Origin of the sequence: Flavobacterium geliluteum (assembly GCF_017948595.1) — a bacterium.
GTDB lineage: Bacteria > Bacteroidota > Bacteroidia > Flavobacteriales > Flavobacteriaceae > Flavobacterium > Flavobacterium flavipigmentatum.
Genome location: NZ_JAGFBV010000024.1, coordinates 28,268 through 55,168, shown reverse-complemented (window position 1 = coordinate 55,168; position 26,901 = coordinate 28,268). Strand labels below are relative to the sequence as shown.

The following is a 26,901-nucleotide window of genomic DNA, read 5'->3' as shown; positions in this document are numbered from 1 at the left end:
AATTCCTTAAAAATAACAAAAAATGCCTCTCAAATAAATTGAAAGGCATTTTAAGAGTATCATCAGACAGTTTTTAAACTTTTCCTAAAGTATATAATTGTTCCATTGTTGGCGTCAGACTTCCTCCGGCGGGCTCCAATGTTATTCCAAATGCTTCTGCGGCATCAGTTTGTTTTACTGCAAATATTTTTTGATCGTTAGCATCAAAATCACTTAACAAACCAATACTGGTAGGAGTTAAGACTGGACTTAATTTTAATGCCCAAACTTGATACACCATTCCTTTTGGTGGTTTTGGTAAACCAGCCGCGTCAATATAGGTAGTTTTGGTTTCTTTATTCCAATAAACTTTTGCAAACGATTTTGGCGAAACTGCCTGACCACCAAGTGTTACACCTGTATTTTTAATATCTCTTACAATTGTCAGATTTTTTTCTACTTCCGCATTTTTTTGACCTAAAAAAGCATATTCTCTTTCAATTTTAGTTTTTTCATTGCCAAGAGTCGAAATCTTTTCTTTAGTTTGGCTCAATTGTAAAGTTTGATATCCAACACCCAAAAGCATTAAAACAGCAGCAGCCCAACCAGCATATTCAGACAAGCGTGAAGCAGGCTTCATATCGATTACCTTAGCGTGCTTTAATTCTAATTGTGCTTTTATCTTCTCAAAATTCGTCACCGAATGAAAAGGTGAAAAACTTGATGACAAAGCCACAATAGCGCGTTCTATTGCAATAATTTCCTGCTCAATTTCGGTATTTGTTTTGGCCAATTGAGCAATTTCTAGATTTTCAGACTCGGTCAATAAACCGTAAACGTAGAGCTCTAGAGTTCCTGATTCTATATATTCTTGTGCTTCCATTAGATTTTTAAATAATTACGTAGGTCGTTAATACAATTTCTGTTTTGCGTTTTGACAGTCCCCAGCGGTATTGCAAGCTCTTCCGACGCTTCTTGCTGAGTATATCCTTTAAAAAATAATAAATCGATTATCTCAATACATTTTGGTTTTAATTTTTTTACAAATTCTTGAATTCCAATAGTATCAATTCTATTCACGAGTTTATTACTGTCGTCTAACAGATGTACGAAATTATCTGAGGATAGGTTTTTTTGGCTGTTGTTAAAATTTTTAGAACGTAATTTATCTATAGAGGTATTCCTTGCTATATTAAGGATCCAAGTATAAAATCTACCTTTCCCTTCATTATAGGTATCAATGTTTTTCCAGATTTTCACAAAGACTTCCTGTAACACATCTTCTGCCTCTTCGCGATTTTTTATAAGAACATTGATTACCGAAAACAAACTTTTCGAGTACATATCATATAAATAGGTAAAAGCTCTTTCGTCTTTCTTGTAAATTAAGACTAACAATTCTTCTTGACTCATAAATTTGAGGATTTTATTTTATGTGGATAAATTGACTTTTGGACTGTAATTTTCTTTTTTTTGAAAATTTTGAGTTAAAGATAATTTATTTTTTTTTGAAAAACATTTTTTTATAGCCATAAACTCATAAAAACATAATCAAATTTAAAATATTTCTTTTTTTCATTTTTTTAAAACCATAATCAAACTAATTACGTAAATAATTTTAAAGCGGTAATAAAAATAATAGTGTAGAGCAGAAAATAAAGAAAGAAACGATAAAATAAAACATCTGAAAGCAAATTGATTAGCAAGCGAAAAAAATCAAATCCTTAATCAATTTTAAATTTTAGATACCAATATATACAACAATACAGCAATATTGATTTTTTTAAGAATCAAGTAAAGTACAAATTTTAAATTCATGGTTTGATTTGTTTGTTTTGGGGGAAGCCTAGCGCCTGATTAACGCTAGGCTTCATTTTTTTAACTTATGTTTAATAAAAATAAAGACTTACCTAGTTCTCTCTCCGAAAGATTTTGATTAATTTTATAAAAAAATACACAATGAAAAAAATACTATTTCTAGCTCTAGGATTATTACTGGCCAACGCGCAAATGCAAGCGCAAACCAGTAAAACCAAACTGCCAAAAACAAATAAAAATATGACAAAAGAAACGATCTATCAATTTAAAGTAGAAGATTTATCAGGTGATACTTTTGATTTTGCATCATTAAAGGGAAAAAAAGTAATGATTGTCAATACGGCTTCAAAATGTGGTTTAACTCCGCAATACAAGGATTTAGAGGCTATTTACAAACAATACAAAGACAAAGGATTTGTGATTATTGGTTTTCCGGCAAATAATTTTGCATCGCAAGAACCAGGAACCAACAAAGAAATCGAAACGTTTTGCCAACAAAATTATGGCGTAACTTTCCCAATGATGGATAAAGTCTCTGTAAAAGGAAACGATATGTGCGAGGTCTATAAATTCTTAACACAAAAATCTAAAAATGGTTTGCAAGATTCAGATGTAGAGTGGAATTTTCAAAAATACTTAATCAATGAAAAAGGCGAATTAGAAAAAGTAATCATGCCTAGAACATTGCCAACAGATCCTGAAATCATCAACTGGATCAAAAGCTAGTTTTACCTATTTTCTCAACAAAAAACCACCAATTTACGCTTAAGTTGGTGGTTTTTTTGTTGAATAAGGAGCTATTTACTTCGTCAGTCGCTATCGCTCGTGTCCTGCAATCCGCTTGTATCTTTTATTTTTTAAAGAAAAAAACAAAAGGATAACGCTTCTATCAGGGCTAGGCAATCAACCTCTGCACCTTTGTCCCTCTATAAAACCAATTGCATAAAAACCAAATCCAGCCAATGATCAAATTTGTAACCAACTTCACGTAGTGTTCCCGTAACCACAAAACCATATCTTTCGTGAAAAGCAATACTACCAGCATTATCGGCGTCAATGGCACCAATCATGACATGTATGCCTTGCTGTTTGGCAAGCCGAATCAACTCGGTTAATAATTTTCCTCCCACACCTTTTCCTATGGCGCTTTCCACGACATAAACGGAATGCTCTACTGTGTATTGATAGCCAATTTTTTCACGAAACTGCCCATAACTTCCAAAACCAATCACTTCACCATCCAGATCTGCAACCACAATAGGTAGGTTTTTAGCTTTTTTGTCTTCAAACCATTTAGTTTGCACTTCAAGTGTCTGAATATCATAGTTATAATTGGCCGTTGTATGCAGTATAGAATGATTGACGATTTCAAGAATTTTTTCTAAATCGTCTGTCGTTGCGGGTCTTAGTTTGATGTCCATAATTTTTTTTCTACGTTTATTTTGAGCCTAATTTAATCTTTTGTATTTCAGATCATTTCTATGTCTAATTTTTCATTTTTTTGAATACATTTTAGTACCCTTATGTAAAGACTAAAAACAAATAAATAAAAAGCATCGGAGAAAATTATTTAGGCAAATTTGATGAATACAAATATATCGCCTTTTTCTAAAAATAGGGGCTAATATCTCGCTATTTATGAGTAAAATGAGAGGCGAAGTTTGTAACTTTGTAGTGTCAAAAAGCAGAGTCTTATTTTAGATTTTCTTTTAAAAAAATAATACACATCAGAATGATTTACCCCAAAATAGCGTTAGCGCAAAGCATTATCGAAATTTGTTCAGCGAAAGGAATCACCAACATTATCATATCACCGGGATCAAGGAATGCGCCACTCACTATTGGCTTTACACAAAATTCTAATTTTACCTGCTACAGCATTGCAGACGAGCGTTGTGCCGCTTTTTTTGCGCTCGGAATTGCCCAGCAAACCAAGCAACCAACCGCTGTGGTATGTACTTCTGGTTCGGCCTTGCTTAATTATTACCCAGCTTTTGCAGAGGCTTTTTACAGTCAGATTCCCTTAATTGTAATTTCTGCAGATCGCCCGCAAAGCAAGATCGATATTGGTGACGGGCAAACCATTCGTCAGGAAAATGTATTTCAGAATCATTCGGTTTTTAATGCTAATCTTACCGAAGATGCTTCCATCGAAAATGATTTAAAAATTAATAAAGCCATAGAAACGGCAATATTGCAAAAAGGGCCTGTTCATATCAATGCACCCTTTGAAGAGCCTTTGTACGAAACTGTCGAAACCCTTTCTGTACAACCCAAAATTACCAGTTTAGAAGCAGTTTTACCAACAAAAATGATAACAAATAAAGAAGAATTTGTTTCTATCTGGAATGCTGCTCAGCGAAAATTAGTCTTAGTAGGCGTTAATGATACCAACTGTATCGATCAGGAAATAATCGATAATTGGGCAAATGACCCATCGGTGGTGGTGCTCACAGAAACTACTTCCAATTTGCATCATCCTACTTTTATCAATAGTATTGATACTTTAATTACACCTTTTGATGCAAATGATTTTCAGGAGTTTCAGCCCGAAATTTTAATAACTTTCGGTGGAATGATTGTTTCCAAACGTATCAAAGCTTTCTTGCGGCAGTACAAACCCCAACAGCATTGGCACATTGATACGTTGCGCGCCTACGACACTTTTGGTGCTTTGACGCAACATTTTGTGATGGAGCCAAATGATTTTTTCAAAGATTTATTAGCCAAAACAACTACTACAGAAAGTAATTATTTCGAAAATACAAAAACAATTTATGATCTGAGAAAAAACAGAAGACAAGAATATTTAGATAAAATTTCGTTTTCAGATTTTAAAGTTTTTGAGAAAGTCATCACTCAATTGCCTCAAAACAGCCATTTGCAGATTAGTAATAGTTCTGCCATACGATACGCACAGCTTATTCATATAGACCCTACGATTGCCGTTTTTTGTAACCGTGGTACCAGCGGAATCGACGGAAGCACTTCTACAGCAATTGGCGCAGCTGTTGGCAGCACACAAGCAACTGTTTTTATTACGGGCGACATCGGATTTTTGTACGATAGTAACGCACTTTGGAATTCCTACACTCCTTCAAATTTTAAGATTATTTTGATTAATAATGGGGGCGGAGGTATTTTTAGAATTTTACCCGGACACGAAGAAAAACCGGTATTCAATACTTATTTCGAAACTTCACACGAGCTAACGGCTGAACATCTGGCAAAAATGTATCAGTTTGATTATTTGACAGCTACAGACGAAATAACGTTAGAGAAAAGTCTCAAAATACTTTTTAATACTAATGATAAACCTGCTATTTTAGAGGTATTTACGCCTACCTTAGAAAACGATAAAATCCTAAAGCAGTATTTTAAGGAACTAAACTAGTAAAATAATTTTTGTAAGTATTTATTTCTATATTTATAATTATTTATATATATTTGGCTATATTTAAAAAATTATAAAATAATATTTATGAGTGCAAGAGAAGATTTAATTACAAAATACGCAGCCGATTTAAAAGAGAAATGCGGCGTAACACCAGACATGGATTTACTAACAAAAGTAACGATTGGTTGCGGACCGTCTATTTACAACATGGATTCTGCAACAGTTGCAGGTACAAGTCAATCTGAATTGGATACTGTAAAAAAGAATTTTTTAATAAAAAAGTTAGGATTAACAGCTTCACCAGACTTAGGCGCAGGACTCAACGCTGTGTTAGAAAAATATGGTAAATCTAACAGAAACAAATACAGAGTAGTGGTTTATTATCTACTAACAGTGCACTTTAAAAAAGAAAGCGTTTACAAGTAATATTTACTCCTATAAAAGCATTAAAAGCGTCTAAAAAATTAGACGCTTTTTCTATGTTGATAAGTGGTAAATCTTTTATCGCATGACTGAAGTCTATAAACGTATGACAAAAGTCTATATACACATGCACAAAGTCTGAAAACGTATGACAAAAGTCTATAAACGAATGCACAATCTCTATAAACGTATGACTAAAGTCTATATACGTATGCACAAAGTCTGAAAACGCATGCACAATCTCTATAAACGTAAGCACAAAGTCTGAAAACGCATGCACAAAATCTACAAACGTATAGGGAACTTTTGCATCATATTAAAAATACTTTTATCGAATAGGAATCGGAAAAACCGGTAAACTCGCATGCCCTAATGCATCAACAGATTGAACAGCAAAGAAATAATTATCTTTAGAATACGGTATTTCGGCTTTCGCATCTTGTACAAAAAAAGTCTTTTCCCAATGAGAAGACTGTGTTTCTCTCATCAAAATCTGATAGCCAAAAGGTCTGGTTCCTTCAGGTGCTGTCCAACTCAAAGTCGAAGAGTTCGAGAGCTGTTTTACTTCTATACCAACGTTTATAGGTGCTTTTGGAGACCAAGCAAGGTTGGCCAAAGTGGCTAAATTAGCGCAAGTGTTTTTTCTTAAATAATCAAAATCCATAAATTCGGGAAGATCACCGTAAACAACGCCGTTCTCTGTTCTTAAATCTTGGTGCTGATGATCAAAATTCTCGTTAATTTCGCAAAAACGAACCGCAGTAAAACCATTTTGAGAAAAAGGCGTATGATCACCACCTCTTAAAAAGCGGTCATTGCGATACACCAATTTTACCTTTAATTGATCTACATATTGCTCTGTCACCGTTTTGATATAACGCGCCAATAATCGAGATGGGCTGTCATTATCTCTGTTGATCGCTTTTCGCAATTTTGCTTCATCTTCTGTTTCCAGAAACGGAATTGTTTCGCTAAATATTCTAACCTGCGTGTTGTCTCTTAAATAGGTACCACTAGATAAACTATTACCAATCATATCGTTATTAAGCATGGCAACGATATTCCATTTTGATTCTTTGGCAAATTCTGCAAGATGTCTGGCTCCGTAAAGTCCTTGTTCTTCGCCTGTTACCGCCACAAAAATAATAGTTACCGGAAAAGATCGTTTGCTCATTACTTTTGCTAGTTCCATGACAGCGGCAACGCCAGAACCATCATCGTTAGCACCCGGAGCATCCGATTTTACATTCATTACATCTGTAACCCGAGAATCAAGATGCCCGCTAATGATTAAAATTCGATCATCATTAGGGTCTGTTCCTTTCAGGGTGGCCATCACATTTCCAAGCTGGCTGTCCTCTTTGATACGCTTTCCATCTGCTTTTACTGTAAAATAATCAATTTTAGAAGTCAGTCTTCCGTTGGATTGCAAAGCATATTGATCAAATTCAGATTTTACCCATTGCTGTGCGGCTCCGATTCCTTTTGTTTTACTTTTGGTGTCGCTCAAAGTATGTCTTGTTCCAAACGAAACTAGCTTTTTTACAGTGGCTTCGAGACTTTCTGCTTTAATCTCGGTGATCATTTTTTTTATCTCAGGGTCTTCAACAGTTTGCGAAATAGCCGTTTGAAAGAAAATAAAGAAGACAAAAATGGAGAGAAAAGAGTTAATTTTCATAGATTTGGAGTTTAATTAGGTTTTCAAATTTAATCAAAAAAATAGAATAGTTCAACAAGTTAGCTGTCGTTATTTTATCTAAAATATTTTTTGATTTCTGTCTTTCAAACTTCGTACCTTTGCACTTTAAAAACTTAGCTGCTTTTACAGCTCAGAATCTCATTAAAATGATAGAATTAGGAAAATACAATACACTTACTATATTACGTGATACCAAAGTTGGTCTTTTTTTGGGTAATCCCGAAAAAGATCCAGACGGTATTCATGACATATTATTACCCAACAAATATGTACCGAATGAGTTTGAAATCGGCGAAGAATTAACCGTTTTTGTTTATCTGGATCACGAACAACGTCCTGTTGCCACCACACTTGAGCCTTATATTTTATTGAATGAATTTGCCCTTTTGCGTGTCAATTACATCAATCAAGTAGGTGCTTTCATGGATTGGGGAATGGAGAAAGATATTTTGGTTCCGTACAAAGAGCAGGCGCGCCCAATGGAGAAAGGAAAACGATATTTGGTGTATCTTTATATGGATGAAAAAACAAACCGTTTGGTGGCTTCCAGCAAAACCAATCAGTTTTTGAATAATGATAATTTGACAGTTGAAAAAGGAGAAGAAGTAGATCTAATCGTTTCTCATATCACCGAAATCGGAATTAATGTTATCATCAACGAAGTGCATAAAGGATTATTATACAAAGACGAAGTGTATGACGATGCGATAAGAACCGGAGACAGAATGCGTGGTTTTATCAAAAATATTCGTCCCGACAATAAAATAGATGTAGCCTTGCAAATACAAGGTTATCAAAGCATTGAGCCAAACGCAGATAAGATTTTGGATGAATTGCGTGCCAATCGTGGTTTCCTGCGTCTAAATGATAATTCGCATCCCGAAGACATCAAAACGGTATTGAAGATGAGTAAGAAAACATTCAAAAAAGCAATTGGAGCATTGTATAAAGATCAACTTATAGAAATCAAAGAAGACGGAATCTATCTGTTGAAGGACCAATAATAACAAGAAAGGCTAATCATTACGATTAGCCTTTCTCTTTTTTATTCTAGTTTTAAAAAAAATTGTAATTAAAAAAAAACAGAAATAAAATAAATTCGAATCCCTCAAAAACGTAAAACGTTATAAATTTTTGAAATTACATTTTTGAATGGTATGTCTTTAAATGATGAAAACATTTATTTTAAAAGCAAAAAATCAATTTCACGGCGAACCATTTGGTTTTATAAAATAACTTATAGAAAGTTCCTTTTCAGTATTGCTTTTCTAATATCAATTTATTTAGACTGATGATAGAACATTTCAAGCGCTTAACCGTAGGTGTTACTTTATCCTTTTTGAAGTTTCAACAAACGAATACATCATTTGCCCATTAGTTGAAGGTTTGTAATTAAAAACCATAAAAAAATGAGCGACAAATTTTTTAAATTTTCTCAAAAAAATCATTTTTTAGGTTAATAAATCAGTGAAAGAAAATCAATCTTAGAATCAATAAATAAAAATGTATCTATTTGATTACTAGGTTGTAAAATTACATTTTTTTATGGAAAAGAAATGTTAAATAATGTTATTTTTTACAAGTAAATTTTATTTCTCTTCCCGTTACTTATTTTTAACCATTACTTAGCGATCAAAGAGTGCTTAAAAATCTAAAAAATGGTTTATTTTTACACTATTAAATTTTTAAAATAAAAAATAAAAATGGATTGGATTACCGCCAGAGAATTTGAAGATATCACATACAAAAAATGTAACGGAGTGGCCAGAATTGCCTTTAACAGGCCTAATGTTCGAAATGCTTTTCGTCCCAAAACAACCTCAGAATTGTACCAGGCTTTTTACGATGCGCAAGAAGATACTTCAATAGGAGTAGTATTGCTTTCTGCCGAAGGTCCTTCTACAAAAGATGGTGTCTATTCTTTTTGCAGTGGCGGGGACCAAAATGCCAGAGGTCACCAAGGCTATGTGGGAGAAGATGGTCAGCATCGCTTGAATATTCTGGAGGTACAACGCCTTATTCGTTTTATGCCAAAGGTAGTTATTGCAGTTGTTCCTGGATGGGCAGTTGGAGGCGGACACAGTTTACATGTGGTTTGCGATATGACTTTGGCAAGTAAAGAACATGCTATTTTTAAACAAACTGATGCTGATGTAACTAGCTTTGACGGCGGTTACGGATCGGCGTATCTTGCCAAAATGGTAGGGCAGAAAAAAGCTCGTGAAATTTTCTTTCTGGGAAGAAATTATTCGGCTCAGGAAGCAATGGATATAGGAATGGTAAATGCTGTTATTCCGCATGATGAACTTGAAGATACCGCTTATCAATGGGCTCAAGAGATTCTTCAAAAATCACCAACTTCTATCAAAATGCTAAAATTTGCCATGAATCTTACCGATGACGGAATGGTCGGACAACAAGTTTTTGCGGGAGAAGCAACCCGTTTGGCCTACATGACAGAAGAGGCAAAAGAAGGTAGAAATGCTTTCTTAGAAAAAAGAAAACCCAACTTTGGCGAAAACAAATGGTTACCATAATAATTTTAGATATCTAATTTGAGATTTTAGATTTTTAAATCTGAAGTCAAAATCCAACAACCTAAAATCTAAATTCTAAAATAAAAATAATGAAACATTGGATTGAAGCCGCAAGATTGCGCACGTTGCCTTTATCAGTTTCGGGAATCATAGTGGGTAGCGTTTATGCACTGTCTAATCCAACCGATAACATTTATACGCCAACCGAAGTTTTTAACTGGACCGTTTTTGGGTTTGCTATTCTGACTACATTAGGATTACAAGTTTTGTCTAATTTTGCCAATGACTACGGCGACGGAGTAAAAGGGACTGATAACGCAGATAGAGTGGGGCCAAAACGCGCCATTCAGAGTGGGGTGATTACACCGCAAGCCATGAAAAAAGCAATTATCATTACGTCTGTACTGACTTTAATATCGGCTATTTTACTTATTTATTTTGCTTTTGGCAAAAGCAATTTTGCCTATTCTATCTTTTTCTTGGTATTAGGAGTCGTGGCAATCGCTTCAGCAATTCGTTACACGGTAGGTAATTCTGCGTATGGTTACAAAGGTTTTGGCGATGTTTTTGTATTTGTCTTCTTCGGTTTAGTGAGCACTCTTGGTGTTAATTTTTTGTACGCCAAACAAATAGAATCTCTCCTCATTCTTCCTGCAATAGCAATTGGTTTATTGAGCGTTGGGGTCTTAAATCTGAACAATATGCGTGACGAAGCATCTGATAAAAAATCAGGAAAAAATACAATTGTGGTGCAAATAGGCGGTAAAAAAGCCAAAATATATCATTTTTTGCTCATAATAACAGCAATGATCTTGGTGGTTGTCTTTGCAATTTTAAACGATTATAATTTTGATCAATACTTGTTTTTATTAGCATACATCCCTTTAACCAAACATTTAATTACGGTTTATAAAAATCAAGATTCTAAGTTATTAGATCCGGAATTAAAAAAATTGGCGTTGAGTACATTTTTGCTTTCAGTACTACTAACCCTGTGCATGATTTCGTTAATATCAGACATTATTGTGAACCTTTTCTTAGGTGGAAGATAAAAAATATCTAATTTTTAAAATATTCTCAAAATGAAAATTACATTTTACGGACACGCCTCTTTAGGCATTGAAGTGGGAGGAAAAAACATCATTGTTGACCCATTTATTACAGGAAACCCAAAAGCAGCTTCTATTGATATCAATACTCTTGCTGCAGATTATATTTTGCTCACACATGCACATGGCGATCATATCTTAGATGTAGAAGCTATCGCAACACGCACCAATGCTACCATTGTATCCAATGCAGAAATTGCCAGCTATTATGCAAAACTTGGCTTTAACGCACATCCAATGAATCACGGCGGAAGTTGGAAATTCGATTTTGGAAAAGTAAAATACGTCGCAGCGATTCATTCGAGTGTTTTTCCTGACGGGAGCAATGGCGGTAATCCAGGCGGTTTTGTAATCGAAGGCGAGCACAAAAATATCTACATTGCTGGCGATACTGCGCTTACGATGGATATGAAACTGATTCCGATGCGCACAAAACTTGATTTGGCTATTCTTCCTATTGGCGATAATTTTACTATGGATGTCGAAGATGCCATAATTGCCTCAGATTTTGTAGATTGTGATAAAGTTTTGGGCTATCATTTTGATACTTTTGGTTATATCGAAATTGATCACACAGAAGCCATTAGAAAATTTTTCGATAAAGGAAAAGATTTAATGCTACTAGAAATAGGAGATTCAATCGAATTGTAATTTGAAGGAGCTCTTTCCTGCTGTCCGCTGTATCTTTTGTGGCGAACCCCGCCACAAAAGGATGCCGCTCCCATCAGGGCTAGGGCTTTAGTAGTTATAAGAACATTCGTTGGTAATTTATTACAAACAAAGACCGGTAACAAAAAATCAGGCTCGAATTTTGATTAAAAAATTTAATTATTCAAAAATAGACTTCATCAATGGACTTAAAAAAAATAGTTTTATTCTTTTTAGTGGCAACTATTCAAAATACTTTTGCTCAAAAAGACGGTTACTGGGACAAGGAGCGTGCTACTACAAAAGAAATTATTCTCTCAGCACGTGATCGCGTGATCATTCCTAGCGAAGATTTACCCATTGGTACCACAGAAATCGTTTATCGTATTACACTTTTAGACGAAAACCAGCAAATGGCCAATAGTTTGGTTTCGGTATTAAAAGCTATTCCAGATCCAACAGGAATTAGTCAAGGATCTGCTGGCGCCGTATTTTTGATGTCTAAAATTTCAGGAGATGACGAGTGTACTTACGCTGTTTTTAACTCAAATGACAAGGCAAAAAAATACCTCGAAGATGGTAAAACAGATAAAGCGTGTTACGCCAAAGAAGAGGCTGTAAGCAAAGATGCCAAAAGAATATCCTTTGACAAATCGAGTTGTTTGCAACAAAATGATGGTATGATTTGGTTTGGTTTTCTAAGCAAAAATTGGATTTTAAATCAAAAAGTAGTGTTAGAAGTGGTGCCTTGGGTAGATACGAAACTCAATCGGGGTTGGAATCAGGACAACAAAAACGAAATTATCAGTTTGTGTAAAACATCAAACATGGCGCAAAAAATGGCCAATTCTGATGATTTTTGCGTTTGTATCTTAGATAAAATCATCAAGCAATATCGCTACACGGAGTTTCAGAAATTATTAGCCATCGAAAAAACAAAAGTTTTTAAAGATTTCGGAAACGCTTGTTATAATGATGCTGCGATCTCAAAAAATGTTTTTGATGATTTGAGAGCTGAAGCTAATACTCTTATAAAATTGCAGAAATACAATGAGGCTATTCCTAAAATAAACACCATCATTGCCGAGGGAAAAGCGACTGCTTTAGACTACGGTTCAATTGGTTATGCCTATATCTTAACCAAACAATATGCAAAAGCTATTAAGTTTTTAAAAGAGGGTGAGAAATTAGACGATACAGAACTGTTGGTCAAATTAAATCTGGCACATGCATATTTAGTTAGTGATGATTATGGCAGTGCAAAACAGATTTATAAAAAATACCAAAACCAAAATGTCACCGACAGCCTTAGCTGGACGGATAAAACGAAGCTGGATTTAGAAAATTTTAAAAAAGCAGGTCTTCCATCTTCCGATTTTGATAAAGTTTTGAATCTATTTGATTAAAAAAATAAGTCATTTATATATTAAAAAACATTTTGAAAGCTACTTACCACAAATACATGCTCGAGTTTAAACGTCCTTCCGGAACTTCTCGAGGCGTAATGACTCAAAAAGAAACATGGTTTATCGTTCTCGTAGAAAACGGTAAAAAAGGAATAGGCGAGTGTGGTATTCTAAGAGGCTTGAGCGCAGATGATCGAAATGATTATGAGGAAAAACTCAGTTGGGTTTGCCAAAATATAGATTTGGGAGAAAAAGTATTGTGGGAATCGTTACTAGAATTTCCATCAATACAATTCGGAATAGAAATGGCTTTTTTATCCTTAAAAAGCGTAAATCCTTATTTGTTGTTTCCTTCAGATTTTACCAATAATTCTAAATCTATAACCATAAATGGCTTAGTTTGGATGGGAGAGCCCGCTTTTATGAAAGAGCAAATCGAGGAAAAGTTAATAGAAGGATTTACCTGTATCAAACTTAAAATTGGTGCTATCGATTTTTCAAAAGAACTCGAGTTATTACATTTTATACGAGCTCATTTTTCAGCTGAACAGATAGAAATTCGTGTAGATGCTAATGGTGCTTTTTCTTTAAGCGAAGCTTTAGATAAATTACATAAATTACATGTTTTTCAATTACATAGCATAGAACAACCTATTAAAAAAGGAGATGTTCGGGCAATGGCAGATTTGTGTAAAACAGCACCTTTTCCTATCGCGTTAGACGAAGAGTTGATTGGTATTTTTACATTTGAGGAAAAAGAAAAATTATTACAGGAAATAAAGCCACAATATATTATTTTAAAACCAAGTTTTATTGGAGGTTTCAGAGGAACGCAAGAATGGATTGATTTGGCAGAGAGATATAAAATTGCTTGGTGGATCACATCGGCATTAGAGAGTAATATTGGACTCAACGCTATTGCGCAATGGACATTTCTTAAAAATACAACGATGCCTCAGGGATTAGGAACTGGCGCACTTTACACCAATAACTTCGAATCTCCTCTTGAAGTTTCAAAGGGACAATTATGGTACAATCCTACTGTCAATTGGGACTCAAGTTTTCTAGAAAAAGTATAAAAAAAACTGACCGAAGTCAGTTTTTGAAGTGAATGTTTTTAGTTTTTATTCTTTTCCTCCCTGCAAACTTTGCTGCCAGTCTTTAAGTTCCTGCCATTTTCCCTGATAAGCAAACAAAGCTTGCTTATTCCAGGTACTAGGATTGTGCATGGAGTAGTTTTCGCCGGCGGCTTCCAAAATAGCCAGTAGTCTTTCCGTTGGTGTTTCCGAAAGATCAAGCCATGTTCTGATGCCTGAATCATTGAATAACGCTTCAATTTTTGGGCCAATTCCTTCGACGATTTTCAAATCATTTTCTCTTATTCTTTTACCAAAAACAGCCATGGCCAATGCTTCATCAAAAACAATCGTAGGACTTGCTTTTGCGGTAAAAGATTGCGAAGTTGATGAAATAATATTGTTTTTTGCAGTCAAATCGGCTTCCATAGCTGTAATTTTAGCATTTAAGTTTTTTGTATTTGATTTGCAAGCATCTAATTCTGATTGCAAAGAAACAGCCAAAGAAGTATCGCCATCTTTGGAGTTCATCTTCCCAAGTAAGTAGCCTAAAATTCCACAGATTAATCCCACTAGCGCAGGTATTAAGATACAAGGTATGTTCATAATAGTATATTTTATTAATTATTTGATGGTAATAACGGTTCTTCTATTGTTTGCTTTGCCTTCAGTAGTGGCATTTTCGTCAATTGGTTCGTCAGGCCCTTTTGACTCTGTTGTAATGCGGTCGGATTTAATGCCCTTTTGAGTTAAATAATTCTTGATAAATTCTGCACGTTTTTCACCCAAAATTATATTTGAATCTCTGTTGCCTACATCATCTGTGTGACCAACTACCATGATAGTGGCATTGCTAACATGTGAAACATATTTAGTGATGTCGGCCATTTTTTGCTTTTCCTCCGCCGTTAAATTATCAGAAGTTTGGTTGGTGTTAAAATGTAAAATTAGAGGACTTCCGTTAATTTTTTCCTTCAGCATACTCCATTCATCAGAGGTTGTATCTGTACTCATTGGTTCAAATGTATACTCGGCCGGACCCAATAAAGTATCTGCAGCCATTTTCCATTCATCAATAATTTCACCTTTTATCACTAATTGATTTTCAGACAAACCTTTAGAAACAAAGAATGTTTTTACATCGTGTGCCCTCGCTAAACCAAGATTCTCAAATTTTGTGGTGTTGGTTTCTTCCGAAGTAGCATAACCCGTAATAGTGATTTTTTGCTTTGCATTTGTAGTTAAAAAAGATTTTAAATTTTCAATACCAATTGATATTGAATCACTTACCGGAGTAATAATAGTAGCGCTGTTTTTCAAAAACTTAAAATTATCATTTGTATGATAATCAATTCCTGAACCATTTAAAACAAAAGGGACAAAATTAGCGTCCGTTGCCTTCACAATTGATGTTTTTTCAGTATCAACTATTGGCGTTTTCATACAGCAATTGCAACAAAATTTGAGATATAAAAAAGTTCCCAAAATGATGGTTACAGCAATGCCTAGCAAATAAAGTGCTTTTTTAGACATAGTTATAATGTTAAGGTTGGATCAAATTTAGTAAAAATTAAATTATATAACCTATTAGTAATCAGTTATTTTTGTTTTATAATGTAAGTAAATACATTATTTTTTGAATTATGATAAAATTTTAAAAAATTATAACTCAGATTTATGTTTTAATTAAAATGAGTAACTTGCATTATAATTAAATTACAACACAAATGATAGAGATTGAGCGTAAATTTTTAGTGAAATCAGACCAATTCAAAAAGGAAGCTTTTACCCAAAATAAAATTGCTCAGGGATATTTGAGCTCACTTCCAGAAAGAACAGTTCGCATTAGAATAAAAGGAGAGAGAGGTTTTATCACGATTAAAGGAATTGGTCGTCAAGGCGGGATGTCGCGTTTTGAGTGGGAAAATGAAATTCCGATTGTAGAAGCACAGGAATTATTAAAATTATGCGAAAAAGGAAAAATTGAAAAAACGCGTTTCGAAATAAAATTAGGAAATCATGTATTTGAAGTTGATGAATTTTATGGCGAAAATGAAGGTTTAATAATGGCTGAAATCGAATTAAACTCAGAAACAGAAACTTTTGAAAAACCAGATTGGTTGGGCAAAGAGGTAACCAATGATGAGCGCTATTATAATGCTTATTTGAGTAAAAAACCTTTTAAAGATTGGGAAAAATAAGCTCTTTATGACACAACTATACGATCTGATTATTGTGGGCGGTGGCCCGATTGGTCTCGCTTGCGCAATTGAAGCACAGAAAAAAAAATTACACTATTTAATTATTGAAAAAGGTGCAATTGTCAACAGTCTTTTTAATTATCCGTTGTACATGACTTTTTTCTCGACAGCAGAAAGACTAGAAATTGGAAATATTCCGTTTAATTGTCTTGCGCCAAAACCGGGTCGTCAAGAAGCTTTGGAATATTATCGAAATATTCATCGATATTTTAATTTCAATATCCATTTATTCGAAAAAGTTACAGAAGTTTATCAACTTGAAAATGCCGCTTTTCATGTAGGAACAGATACAACTTCTTATGAAGCAAAAAATGTTATTATTGCGACAGGATTTTATGATATTCCGATTGAAATGAATGTAAAAGGCGAGAATTTGCCCAAAGTTAGTCATTATTATAAAGAAGCGCACGAATATGCTTTTAGAAATATTTTGGTTGTTGGTGCAAATAATTCTTCTGTAGATGCAGCTTTAGAATGTTGGCGAAAAGGCGCAAACGTAACAATGGTGATTCGTAAAAACGAAATCAATAATCGAGTAAAATATTGGGCAAAACCCGATATCGAAAACAGAATTGCAGAGGGAAGTATAAAAGCTTATTTTGAATCGAATATTACTGAAATTCGTAAAAATGAAGTTGAAATTGAAACTCCGGACGGAAAAATTACCATAGAAAATGATTTTGTTCTCGCATTGACAGGTTACAAGCCAGATTTGATATTTCTGGAAAAGATGGGAATACAACTCTCTGGCGATGAGTTAAAAATACCTAGCTATAATCCTGATACTATGGAGACTAATGTTAAAGGCTTGTTTCTGGCAGGAGTGATTTGTGGCGGAATGCAAACTCATAAATGGTTTATCGAGAATTCGCGTGTACATGCCACTATGATTGTAGATTACATTACTTCGAAATGATTTTAGCCACAAATTAAAGGTTTTACACAGATTTAATCTTTATAATGTCTTTAATTTGTAGCCAAAATTAAGAGCTACAAGAAAGCATAGAACAGCCTACTTTAGATCGTGCCCAATCGGGTCTTTTGGCAAACCATTTTTCAAATTCTGGTTGCTCATCGTACGGTTTTTGCAAAAGTAAATACAATTCGTTTATAAGCGAATAATCTCCCTGATCAGCGGTATCTATGGCCAGTTGTGACATATAATTTCGTAACACATATTTTGGATTTACGAGATTCATCTTTTGCGAACGGCTTTCATCTGATAGATTTTCTGCATTCAATCTTTCGATGTAAATCGTGAACCATTTTGTCCAAAAATCTAAAATTTCACCTGTAATTTCTTCAGGCAGATAAAAAGCGTCCTGTATTATTTCTAAAGCTTTATTTGCAGAATCTTCCTTTTTTACTTTGCTCAAATTTCTAAAAAACAGGGTCATATCTGTTTCAGATAGTTGCAGAGTAGCTTCTAAATCAGCAATCAGTTTACTATCACTTTCGGTTGAAGTAAAAAGCCCTAATTTATTTAAAAACATGGTTTTATAATCTGAATCGTAATCAGTAATAAAAGAGGCTAATATTTTTTCTAAAGGCTCTGCTTCATTAATAAGAGGATAAATGGCATTTGCCAATTGGTACAAATTCCACTGTGCAATTTGGGGTTGATTACCAAAACGGTATCTCCTGTTTTGACTATCTGTTGTATTAGGTGTCCAATTTGGGTCGTAGTTTTCTAACCAGCCATAAGGACCATAATCTATTGTAATACCGTGAATCGACATATTATCGGTATTCATCACACCGTGCACAAACCCGACACGCTGCCAATGCACGATCATTTCACGGGTTGTATCGACTACTTTCTGGAAAAATTGTAAATATTGCTCTTTGGGTTCTCCTTTGATTTCTGGAAAGTAATATTTGATGTTATACTCTACAAATTGCTTCAAATTTTTGAGTTCATTTCGAGCGGTCAACATTTCAAAACTTCCAAAACGAATAAAAGACGGCGCTACACGACACACGATGGCACCTTTTTCGTAAGCAGGATTTCCGTTGTATAAAATATCACGTAAAACCTGATCGCCCGATAGCATTAGCGAAAGCGATCGGGTAGTGGGTACTCCCAAATAATGCATTGCTTCTGCGCACAAATACTCTCTTACAGAAGAGCGCAAAACTGCCAAACCATCTGCCGTTCTGGAATAAGGTGTTTTTCCTGCTCCTTTAAGTTGTAGCGTAAAAAAAGCATCATCATGCTCAACTTCTGTCAAGTTGATGGCGCGACCATCACCAAGCTGTCCCGCCCAATTGCCAAACTGATGTCCTGCATAACAGATAGCATACGGGCGTGTATGCGGCAAAACTTCTTTTCCGGAAAACACATTCAAAAAAGATTCCGAATGTATTTCATCCTCGGTAATACCAACCAATTTTGCTACTTCCTCAGACGCATGTATAAGTTTTGGGCTGGAAGGTGTTGTTGGATTTACAAACGAAAATACTGCATTAGACACCTGACGAACTTCGTTGGTTTCATTAGTATCAGCGGGTAATTCGTTGGTAAATCTATTGTTTATTTTTAAGTTTTTCATCAATGTAATTTTGATTTTTAGCCACAGATTAACAGTTTTAAAAACATTTAATCTGTGACTAATTGCTTTCAGTCTGTAATGCTTTATTCAAATAATAAGCTGGAGCTGTAAATTAGCTTAATTTATCTGCGTACATTTTTTTTAATTTCTGTATTTTAGGATCAATTACGATCTGGCAATAACGTGCATCCTGATTGTTATTGTAGTAGTTTTGATGATCTTCCTCTGCTTCATAAAACACTTCTAAAGCCTTTAATTCGGTTACAATAGGATCGCTGTAAGCAGGCTGTACTTCCTTAATTACTTGTTCTGCAATTGCTTTCTGCGCCTCGTCATGATACAAAATAATAGAGCGATATTGTGTTCCCGCATCAGCTCCTTGTCTGTTAAGGGTTGTGGGATCATGACTCGTCATAAAAATGAAAATTAAGTCATGGTATGAAATTATGTCAGGGTTAAAGCTTACTTGTATCACTTCGGCGTGACCAGTTCTGCCTGTACACACTTCACGATAAGGTGGATTTTTAATAAACCCTCCGGAATATCCTGATTTTATACTTTCTACCCCTTTTAAACGCTGAATTACAGCTTCTATACACCAGAAACACCCCCCGCCAAAAGTGGCTACAGCTACATTTTCCATATATTATTTTTTAAGTTTATTAAGCCTATTAATCCGATAGAATATTATGATAAATTATTTATAAAATTACTAATTAATTAAAGATACCAAAAGGTTATTTAATGTTTGAAGTTTATAATTGATAAATTCGCAATTCTATAAAAAAGCAATATATTTGCAGTCAAACTAAGGCACAACAATGGATAGCAAAAATAATACCATCACTTTAGAGACCTATTTTCAGGATTTTAGACAGCATATTGTGGGTGTAAATCAAGAATTTATGTCTCCTTATGGCAAAAAACAAATTGTTTACACCGATTGGACTGCCAGCGGAAGATTGTATCGCCCTATAGAAGAGAAACTTCTCAATCAATTTGGGCCTTTTGTTGCCAATACACATACAGAAACCACCGTGTCAGGTACTGCCATGACAAAGGCGTACCATCATGCCAGAGATATTATAAAGCGTCATGCCAACGCAAATCAGGATGATGTTTTGATTACAGATGGCACTGGAATGACAGGTGTTGTCAATAAATTTCAACGTATTTTGGGACTAAAAATCCCCGAAAATCTTAAAAATCATACTGTTGTTCCTGCAGAAAAAAAACCGATTGTTTTTATTTCGCACATGGAGCACCATTCCAATCAGACTTCTTGGTTAGAGACGATTGCAGATGTCGAAATTATTCCGTCTTGTGAGAAAGGTCTTTTTTGTCTGGATAATTTAGCTTTATTACTTGAGAAATATAGTGACAGAACGATCAAAATTGCTTCTATCACTTCATGTTCGAATGTAACAGGGTTGAAAACACCTTTTCATGAAGCTGCCAAATTAATGCATAAGCATCACGGAGTTTGTTTTGTAGATTTTGCCTGTTCAGGACCTTACGTACCTATAGATATGCATCCTGAAGATCCAGAAGCGTATTTGGATGCCATTTTCTTTTCGCCTCATAAATTTTTGGGTGGGCCAGGAACTTCAGGTGTGTTGATTTTCAATAAAAAACTATACCATAACATGATCCCGGATTGCCCGGGAGGAGGAACTGTGAGTTGGACAAACCCTTGGGGTGAGCACAAATATATTGATAATATAGAGGAGAGAGAAGATGGCGGAACTCCCGGTTTTCTTCAGGTTATCAAAACAGCTTTGGCTATTGAGCTGAAAGAAGAAATGGGGATCGAAAACATTTTGCAGCGTGAACACGAAATTGTTGACTATGTTTTTAATGCTTTGGATGGCGTGCCGAATATTAAAATTTTGGCGGGACAGCACAAAAATCGTTTGGGAGTAGTTTCGTTTTTTATTGATGATTTGCATTTTAATCTGGGTGTAAAATTATTGAATGATAAATTTGGGATTCAGACGAGAGGCGGATGCAGTTGTGCCGGAACGTACGGGCATTTTCTACTGCACGTAGATCAGGAAACTTCGAATAAACTGGTCAACGAAATTACCATTGGAGATTTGATCAAAAAGCCGGGATGGATTAGAATGTCTATTCACCCGACTACTACCTATAAAGAAATTGCTTTTGTTTGCGACAGCATCAAAGACTTGGCAAAAAACCACCAAAACTGGGCATTAGATTATTCTTATAATAAAAACACCAACGAATTCATTCATAAAAATGCAACTTCGTTTGAAGATGAATTAGTAGCTGGATGGTTTAATTCGTAACCACTTATAAACGAATAGAATAATAAAAATCTAGTGTAAAAATATTTTAATAGTACAACCCGATTGGCTTTGAAAGTTGTCGGGTTTATTTTTTGGATTTCATGAGTTTTTCATTTCTTTGGTTTCTCTTTTAGATGAAGGATCTTATTCTGTCTTAGATGATTTTGTGCAATTAGATAGTAAATGAAATATCGCTGAAGGATGTTTTTTCTGAGATTCTGAAATCCTAAGAAAAGACCTTTTTTACCGAAATAAGTATCTAAAAAACAACTAACAGCAGTAATTGAATAACTTATAATTGGCTAGATCTACTCGTATAGATGAAGCAAATTTCTAGTTGTATTTTTTTGTAAATCTATGATATCAAATCGTTTTGTCATAGTAAAAGAACCTATATCACTGTCGCTGTTTATCAAAATAGCACCCATTAATATAATGTATTTGCAATTGTATACAGTGTTTTCTACCAGTTCGTTGATACGCTCGTCAATGGCTTCATAAATAACTTCTGTTGCTTCAAAAAAAGGAATTTTAGCATTTATAATTCTATTTTTTTGTCTGAATAAAATTTGTTCAATTGTATTCATTTGATAATCCATTTCGGTAATATTTCCCTCAACAATTTGGTCGTTAAATAATTTATTCAATGCCCCTTTTGCAGCACCACAGCAACCAGAATTTTTAGATTGTCCTAATCGATGAATTTCACCAATTATTCCAGTTTTAGTAATCCCAATGTGTGGCCCATAATAGATAAATACTGCACCGTCATCTGGAACATGGCTTGCAAATGCTCCCATACCTGTTAAACCTGTGAATGGAAATCCATCTAAACCACCCATTTTAAAAGGACCTAAAAATTCTTGAGTTCTTGTCGGATATTGAATACTATTAACATCATCGCTGCATATACTGTCGGCAAGCATTAATTTTGTTGGTTCTAAGTCTAAATCATTTTCAATAAAATCAATTAATTTATTGACACTATCAATTGTTGAAATTGCATTAGGATAGTATTTATGAATGATTGCTAATTTTTCTCTTTTTTTCATAACAAAAAACTTTTAGAGTAACACATTGTTTTCGGGTTGCAATTTCGCAGGCAAATCTGTATCGTCTAGCATTTCCTTAATATCAATTTCTATATTTATACAAATAGCTGAAATAGGAATGTCATTAATAGAATTATCAAAAGGGTTTTCAGAATATTCGCCTATTTGTTCCATAGTAAAAAATACCCATGAGATCAACATAGAAAAAGGTATGGTAAGCCAAATACCCCAATTTGCTAATGCACTTAAATCTTTGAGCAAGCCAAAAGGAAGTAACACAATAAAAATTTTAACAAAAACTCTACTAAATACGCTATACTGACGGAAAAGAGGCGTTGTTTTTATTCTTTCGCAGCCACCTTGTAAGTTGAATAATTCATTAATGTGTTTCGTCAAATCACTATGCTCATATTCGTCTAATAATTTTGCTCGTTTTAATTTAGTAAGTTCTGCAATTTGTATTTGTAATAGTCGTGATGCTGTATTTTGTTTAGAAAGTAACGTTTCGTAGTATTCCATCTTATTATTTTTTGTCAAAATAATTTTTAGTCCTTCATCAAATTCTTGCAATTCGTTTCTTTCTCCGTGAAAAGTTTGATGTAAATTTTCTTTGCTTGTAGCCCAAGGAATTGTTTTTCTTAGTTGAAGCCTAAGAATATTGATATACGCAATATGCCGCAATAAAAATGCCCTAACAAATTCTTTATCTTCTACCAATGCGATCATTTGAGCCGATAAGTTTCTGCTGGCATTAGTAATTCCGCCCCAAAGGCGTCGCGCTTCCCAAAGGCGGTCATACGCTTGATTGTTTTTAAATCCAACATAAAAGGCTACTGCCGTGCCGATAGAGGCTATGGGAACAAACGGTATAGCGATAAACTTTAAATCTAGAAAACCGTAAATTACAACAGCAGTGGCACTTATTATAAATGATATCAACAAATTTTTGCGTGCAAAATGCCAAAGTATCATAAACGAAAATTCTTTTCCTGTGTACATATTTTATATAAATTGAAGACATTATATTGCTTTTAAATATTTTCTCTTTATTTTATTATATGAAAAAACCTACTTTAAAAGTTTTCAAATGTAATCAAAATTTTTTACAAATAGCAAGAAAATAATTACATTTAATACTTTGAAAATTATACAAGATATGAACCGACTTGAATTTTTTGATTGAATTTTTGAAACCATTAACAGAAAAATTTAATCTAATTACTTTTTGAAATCTTAAGTTTGTAGTAGTGTTTTTTAAATAAATGGTAAACAATAATGAAATAACTATTACTTATAAAGGCAAGCCATTTTTTATTATTTGTTTTGAAATGGTTATCGTTGGTAAATTTTAATTTGAAGTAAAGAAGGATAACTTTATTTTAGAATATTCTAGAAAAATTAAAAATATAATTGAAAAAGTAATGATCAACGATTGCAAAAGCCCTCTATATTTAGGTAATAAAAAAGATGTTGATCAGTGTTAGATTGAGCATAAACACACTAGCCAGATTTGTAGCGATGCCATAACGAATAATTACTTACAGAATACCATATCTTTTAGCCGAATTTTTAATAATAATGAAAGCTATAAAATAATACACCAGAAGGGAAGGTATACCCATTATGATCGGAATAGCGTAACAGAGTTGCGATCTTGATTTAAAGGATTTTTACCTCGTTCGTTTGCGTACTTACCGACCAATAGTTGCCCGCACAATCGTAAAAAGATCCTCTTGTGTCGGGATCACCTAATTTATTTACGGGTTCTTCGATAATTGTACAACCCTTTTCTACCGCCAATTTGAAGGTTTTAAAAACATCGGGCACATAAAAATGCAGCATGGTTTGGTTGGCAGGATAGGTATCGGTGCTATTGCTAATCATGATGACAGAATCGTCTAGTTTAAGTTCGATGTGTGCAATAGTTCCGTTTTGGTGGTCAAACCGTCTTAGTTCTGTGGCTCCAAAAACAGCTTTTAATAAATCTACTAATTTTTGAGCATCATCTGCAATTAAATAAGGTGACAGCGAATTGTAATTTTCTGGTTTGAATGTTTTCATTTTTTCTACTGTTTTTTTTATTATTGAATGATTTTAGAGGTAAAAGTAGTTTCAATATCATCATTGTATAAATAGGTTGTAGCGGTTTTTTTGTAGCCTGTCTCTTTTATTATTCAATTTGAACTTCAAACAATACAAATGAAAGACTTTTTTTCCCGTTGCTCTCTAAATATAGAATGGTATACTTTTTTTTCTTTTTTTTAGAATTGATTAAGAAGCTTACAGGAAAGGAGATTGGATTTCCGGTTCCGATACTTTTTCCAGTCATTGTAAATCGATTTTCTTCTGATCCGATCATTATTCCTGTGCTGCAATTATTACAATTAGCATCTGAAAAGTATTTTACAGTAATGGAATCTCCAATTTTATAATTACTACTTTTTATGATGAGAGGTGTTTTATTATTATACTGATTGTACTCTTTTATTTTTACTTTATTATAGTAAACATGCCAAACACTTATGGTATCGGAAGCGTTGCAAATGATAGAAATTAAGAAAAAGGATAGTGCTAAAATCAGGGTTTTCATGAATGATTTTTAGAGTAATTATTTACGTATATTGCTCAAATTGAGCTTATACAAAGATATTAAAGTTTATGTTTTGATTTTAGGATTTCTAAAAAAATACTATAGTTCTGGCCTAGCCCCGATAGAGCCGATATCCTTGCAGTGCAACGGAGAGATAAAGGCGAAAGCGGGACTAAAGTGCTAGAAAACCTGATTTGTCTGCTCCTGAAAAAATAGTGCATTACATGATTAATCGAACGCCGCCGAGGTCTGAGACGCGGTAGGAGAATTTGTTGCCGGGCGAGCCAATAAACATAAAGTTTTTTGGAATCTGCCATTTTTCGGAGAGTTCGTCTATTAATTCGGGGCCAAAAACACCTTCGATTTCGATAAACTCAATGTCGATTTGATCGTAAGCACGGTCTAAAACCTGTAAATCTTTTATTAGGGCTTCGTTGTTTTGAGAAGTGGTTTTGACATTTACGATTTTTAGTTTTTTTGTGGTTTCGTTTCCTTCGACGTATTGCAAAACTTTATTGAGGATCGCGATATCGTCTCCTTTTGTAAAAAACACAAATTCTTGTGAGTTGATTTTTAGGCTCATTTTATGCAAATAGCGATTACTGACAATCACGAATCGGCGTAATGGCTGGTAAAAATATTCTAAACTTTGGATTAAAACCCGAATTAGAAGCACACGATTGAGCATAATGGCAATAAAAATCGTGGCGGGCACCATGTATTTGAGGAAGGTATAAAACGAGTTGATGTTGAGCTGCATGTTGCCGACAAAAGCTGCGATAATGGCTGAAACCGCCAGTACGACTACAAAACCACGTGCGCGCTCAGGTCGGGGTAATTTACTTCGTTTGAATTTGAGCAATAAATTACCGATGCCAAATAGTGCCATTACAGCCAAAAAAGAAAAGGTATAGACGCCGGCCAATGATTCGAGATGTCCTTTTGTTACGAATAATACAGAAATACACAGCACCAAAAAACTAATGACGATGCGATAATGAGAACCTCTTTTGTTTTGTTTGAGGAAATAATTGGGTAAGATTCTGTCTAATGTCATTCGGTTTAACAAACCCGAAACACCTACAAATGAAGTTAATACGGCTCCGCACAATACCAAAACGGCATCGATAGAAATAAGCCAGGCGAGCCAGGAACCGCCCGTTGTCTGACCTAAATAGGCGAGAAGGGATTCTTTGTTTTCGCCCACTTCTGCCATTGGAATGATGGCGATGAGCAATAAGGCAATGACTGGATTGAAGAAACTTACAATGGCCCACATGTTGCGGAGCGTTTTAGGAAAAACGCCTTGTTTTTGCTCTTCGACAAAATTGGCAGAGCTTTCGAAACCTGAAATTCCGAGCATGGCAGCCGAAAAGCCTAAAAATAAGGCAGTGGTGATGTTTCCGAACTTAACAGGCAGTTCCCAATTGATGTGAAAAGTGTCTAAACCATTGTTGAGGATAAACCACAACGATGCTAAAACCAGTAAACTAAGGGTAACCAGATGGGTTATAAAAATAAAAACCGCTACAAATGCCGACTCGCCAATGCCTAAAATAGCCAGCCCTGTAAATAATAATAACACTACAACGGTGGCAATGATGATATTGATGCTGTCGAAGATTCCGTGTAAATAATGCATTCCTTCTGAAGCCGAAATGACTGCGGTGGCCATGTACGACAAAACAGTTAAGGTTGCTGCCAATGAAGCCAGTCTTTTGGTAGAGGTATTGAGCAAAACGTTGTAAGCGCCACCGTTTAAAGGGATTGCACCAACGACTTCGCCATAAATTTTACGAAATAAAAACAATACAACGGCTACAATTAATAACGAAATCCAGGCAAATTGACCTGCGTACAAGATGGTTAATGCAGATACATAAAGACAGGAAGAACTAATGTCGTTTCCGCAAATGGCTGTGGCTTGTAATTGATTTAATTTTTTGTGTACGATTTCTTTCATAATATAAAGATTGTAACACATCGGTTGATCGTGAGTAGGAGGCACGACAAATAATCTTTTGGGGCAAAGATTATTTATTTTG

At 34.5% G+C, this 26,901-nt stretch carries 25 protein-coding genes; 12 read left to right on the top strand and 13 right to left on the bottom strand.

Translation table 11 applies throughout. The features are described from left to right. Positions 1 to 73: 73 nt before the first annotated feature. A complete protein-coding gene (locus J3495_RS14370) occupies positions 74 to 862 on the bottom strand; it encodes an anti-sigma factor (RefSeq protein WP_210667232.1) in 789 nt (262 codons plus the stop codon). Continuing rightward, positions 862 to 1,392 carry an RNA polymerase sigma factor gene (locus J3495_RS14365; RefSeq protein ID WP_210667231.1) on the bottom strand — a complete coding sequence of 177 codons (531 nt, stop codon included), beginning with the start codon at positions 1,390 to 1,392 and terminating at the stop codon, positions 862 to 864. The genes J3495_RS14370 and J3495_RS14365 overlap by 1 nt, the downstream gene beginning before the upstream one ends. 546 nt (positions 1,393 to 1,938) lie before the next feature. Here J3495_RS14365 and J3495_RS14360 point away from each other — a divergent pair. Next, positions 1,939 to 2,523, top strand: coding sequence for a glutathione peroxidase (locus tag J3495_RS14360; RefSeq protein ID WP_210667230.1), 585 nt, complete (start codon positions 1,939 to 1,941; stop codon positions 2,521 to 2,523). A gap of 200 nt (positions 2,524 to 2,723) precedes the next feature. Here J3495_RS14360 and J3495_RS14355 read toward each other — a convergent pair whose 3' ends face one another. Then, a complete protein-coding gene (locus J3495_RS14355) occupies positions 2,724 to 3,218 on the bottom strand; it encodes a GNAT family N-acetyltransferase (protein WP_210667229.1) in 495 nt (164 codons plus the stop codon). Between the two features lie 311 nt (positions 3,219 to 3,529). Here J3495_RS14355 and menD point away from each other — a divergent pair, with 311 nt between their 5' ends. Next, positions 3,530 to 5,191 (top strand): 2-succinyl-5-enolpyruvyl-6-hydroxy-3-cyclohexene-1-carboxylic-acid synthase, encoded by a 1,662-nt coding sequence (menD, locus tag J3495_RS14350; RefSeq protein ID WP_210667228.1) that lies wholly within the window; start codon positions 3,530 to 3,532, stop codon positions 5,189 to 5,191. A gap of 87 nt (positions 5,192 to 5,278) precedes the next feature. After that, positions 5,279 to 5,620 carry a DUF2853 family protein gene (locus J3495_RS14345; protein WP_210667227.1) on the top strand — a complete coding sequence of 114 codons (342 nt, stop codon included), beginning with the start codon at positions 5,279 to 5,281 and terminating at the stop codon, positions 5,618 to 5,620. Between the two features lie 325 nt (positions 5,621 to 5,945). Here the strand turns inward: J3495_RS14345 and J3495_RS14340 are convergent, their stop codons facing one another. Then, positions 5,946 to 7,295, bottom strand: coding sequence for a M28 family metallopeptidase (locus J3495_RS14340; protein ID WP_210667226.1), 1,350 nt, complete (start codon positions 7,293 to 7,295; stop codon positions 5,946 to 5,948). Positions 7,296 to 7,462: 167 nt separating this feature from the next. Here J3495_RS14340 and J3495_RS14335 point away from each other — a divergent pair, with 167 nt between their 5' ends. From J3495_RS14335 to J3495_RS14310, 6 genes are all read left to right on the top strand, one after another. Continuing rightward, the gene (locus J3495_RS14335) at positions 7,463 to 8,320 is read left to right on the top strand and encodes a CvfB family protein (protein WP_210667225.1); all 858 of its coding nucleotides are present in this window, start codon (positions 7,463 to 7,465) and stop codon (positions 8,318 to 8,320) included. Between the two features lie 699 nt (positions 8,321 to 9,019). Continuing rightward, the gene (locus J3495_RS14330; protein WP_210667224.1) at positions 9,020 to 9,853 is read left to right on the top strand and encodes a 1,4-dihydroxy-2-naphthoyl-CoA synthase; all 834 of its coding nucleotides are present in this window, start codon (positions 9,020 to 9,022) and stop codon (positions 9,851 to 9,853) included. 89 nt (positions 9,854 to 9,942) lie between these two features. Beyond that, positions 9,943 to 10,905: a 1,4-dihydroxy-2-naphthoate octaprenyltransferase gene (gene menA, locus J3495_RS14325; RefSeq protein ID WP_210667223.1), complete on the top strand. Its 963-nt coding sequence runs from the start codon at positions 9,943 to 9,945 to the stop codon at positions 10,903 to 10,905. 30 nt (positions 10,906 to 10,935) lie between these two features. Next, complete coding sequence (locus tag J3495_RS14320; protein ID WP_210667222.1) at positions 10,936 to 11,613, top strand: metal-dependent hydrolase; 678 nt, start codon at positions 10,936 to 10,938, stop codon at positions 11,611 to 11,613. Positions 11,614 to 11,813: 200 nt separating this feature from the next. Continuing rightward, a complete protein-coding gene (locus tag J3495_RS14315; RefSeq protein ID WP_210667221.1) occupies positions 11,814 to 13,016 on the top strand; it encodes a tetratricopeptide repeat protein in 1,203 nt (400 codons plus the stop codon). 32 nt (positions 13,017 to 13,048) lie between these two features. After that, complete coding sequence (locus tag J3495_RS14310) at positions 13,049 to 14,095, top strand: o-succinylbenzoate synthase (RefSeq protein WP_210667220.1); 1,047 nt, start codon at positions 13,049 to 13,051, stop codon at positions 14,093 to 14,095. A gap of 45 nt (positions 14,096 to 14,140) precedes the next feature. Here J3495_RS14310 and J3495_RS14305 read toward each other — a convergent pair whose 3' ends face one another. Further along, entirely contained in the window at positions 14,141 to 14,698 is a 558-nt protein-coding gene (locus tag J3495_RS14305; RefSeq protein ID WP_210667219.1) for a hypothetical protein, read from the bottom strand. A gap of 18 nt (positions 14,699 to 14,716) precedes the next feature. Continuing rightward, entirely contained in the window at positions 14,717 to 15,625 is a 909-nt protein-coding gene (locus J3495_RS14300; RefSeq protein ID WP_210667218.1) for an OmpA family protein, read from the bottom strand. A gap of 194 nt (positions 15,626 to 15,819) precedes the next feature. On the opposite strand from J3495_RS14300, the gene J3495_RS14295 reads away from it, so the two are divergent. Both J3495_RS14295 and J3495_RS14290 read left to right on the top strand, forming a co-directional pair. After that, positions 15,820 to 16,293 carry a CYTH domain-containing protein gene (locus tag J3495_RS14295; RefSeq protein WP_210667217.1) on the top strand — a complete coding sequence of 158 codons (474 nt, stop codon included), beginning with the start codon at positions 15,820 to 15,822 and terminating at the stop codon, positions 16,291 to 16,293. Positions 16,294 to 16,300: 7 nt separating this feature from the next. Next, positions 16,301 to 17,269 carry a YpdA family putative bacillithiol disulfide reductase gene (locus tag J3495_RS14290; RefSeq protein WP_210667216.1) on the top strand — a complete coding sequence of 323 codons (969 nt, stop codon included), beginning with the start codon at positions 16,301 to 16,303 and terminating at the stop codon, positions 17,267 to 17,269. 67 nt (positions 17,270 to 17,336) lie between these two features. Here J3495_RS14290 and J3495_RS14285 read toward each other — a convergent pair whose 3' ends face one another. After that, on the bottom strand, positions 17,337 to 18,905 hold the full coding sequence (locus J3495_RS14285; RefSeq protein WP_210667215.1) for a protein adenylyltransferase SelO: 1,569 nt from the start codon (positions 18,903 to 18,905) through the stop codon (positions 17,337 to 17,339). Between the two features lie 112 nt (positions 18,906 to 19,017). After that, positions 19,018 to 19,548, bottom strand: coding sequence for a peptide-methionine (S)-S-oxide reductase MsrA (gene msrA, locus J3495_RS14280; protein ID WP_210667214.1), 531 nt, complete (start codon positions 19,546 to 19,548; stop codon positions 19,018 to 19,020). Positions 19,549 to 19,726: 178 nt separating this feature from the next. On the opposite strand from msrA, the gene J3495_RS14275 reads away from it, so the two are divergent. Beyond that, positions 19,727 to 21,214 carry an aminotransferase class V-fold PLP-dependent enzyme gene (locus J3495_RS14275; RefSeq protein WP_210667213.1) on the top strand — a complete coding sequence of 496 codons (1,488 nt, stop codon included), beginning with the start codon at positions 19,727 to 19,729 and terminating at the stop codon, positions 21,212 to 21,214. A 308-nt stretch (positions 21,215 to 21,522) separates the two neighbouring features. On the opposite strand, the gene J3495_RS14270 is transcribed toward J3495_RS14275, so the two are convergent. The 5 genes from J3495_RS14270 to J3495_RS14250 all read right to left on the bottom strand — a co-directional run bounded on the left by J3495_RS14270 (position 21,523) and on the right by J3495_RS14250 (position 26,819). Further along, positions 21,523 to 22,266: a hypothetical protein gene (locus tag J3495_RS14270; protein ID WP_210667212.1), complete on the bottom strand. Its 744-nt coding sequence runs from the start codon at positions 22,264 to 22,266 to the stop codon at positions 21,523 to 21,525. A 12-nt stretch (positions 22,267 to 22,278) separates the two neighbouring features. Continuing rightward, on the bottom strand, positions 22,279 to 23,265 hold the full coding sequence (locus tag J3495_RS14265; RefSeq protein ID WP_210667211.1) for a bestrophin family protein: 987 nt from the start codon (positions 23,263 to 23,265) through the stop codon (positions 22,279 to 22,281). Between the two features lie 660 nt (positions 23,266 to 23,925). Beyond that, positions 23,926 to 24,327, bottom strand: coding sequence for a VOC family protein (locus tag J3495_RS14260; protein WP_210667210.1), 402 nt, complete (start codon positions 24,325 to 24,327; stop codon positions 23,926 to 23,928). Positions 24,328 to 24,436: 109 nt separating this feature from the next. Continuing rightward, a complete protein-coding gene (locus J3495_RS14255) occupies positions 24,437 to 24,856 on the bottom strand; it encodes a hypothetical protein (RefSeq protein ID WP_210667209.1) in 420 nt (139 codons plus the stop codon). 220 nt (positions 24,857 to 25,076) lie between these two features. Further along, on the bottom strand, positions 25,077 to 26,819 hold the full coding sequence (locus J3495_RS14250; RefSeq protein ID WP_210667208.1) for an APC family permease: 1,743 nt from the start codon (positions 26,817 to 26,819) through the stop codon (positions 25,077 to 25,079). Positions 26,820 to 26,901 lie beyond the last annotated feature (82 nt).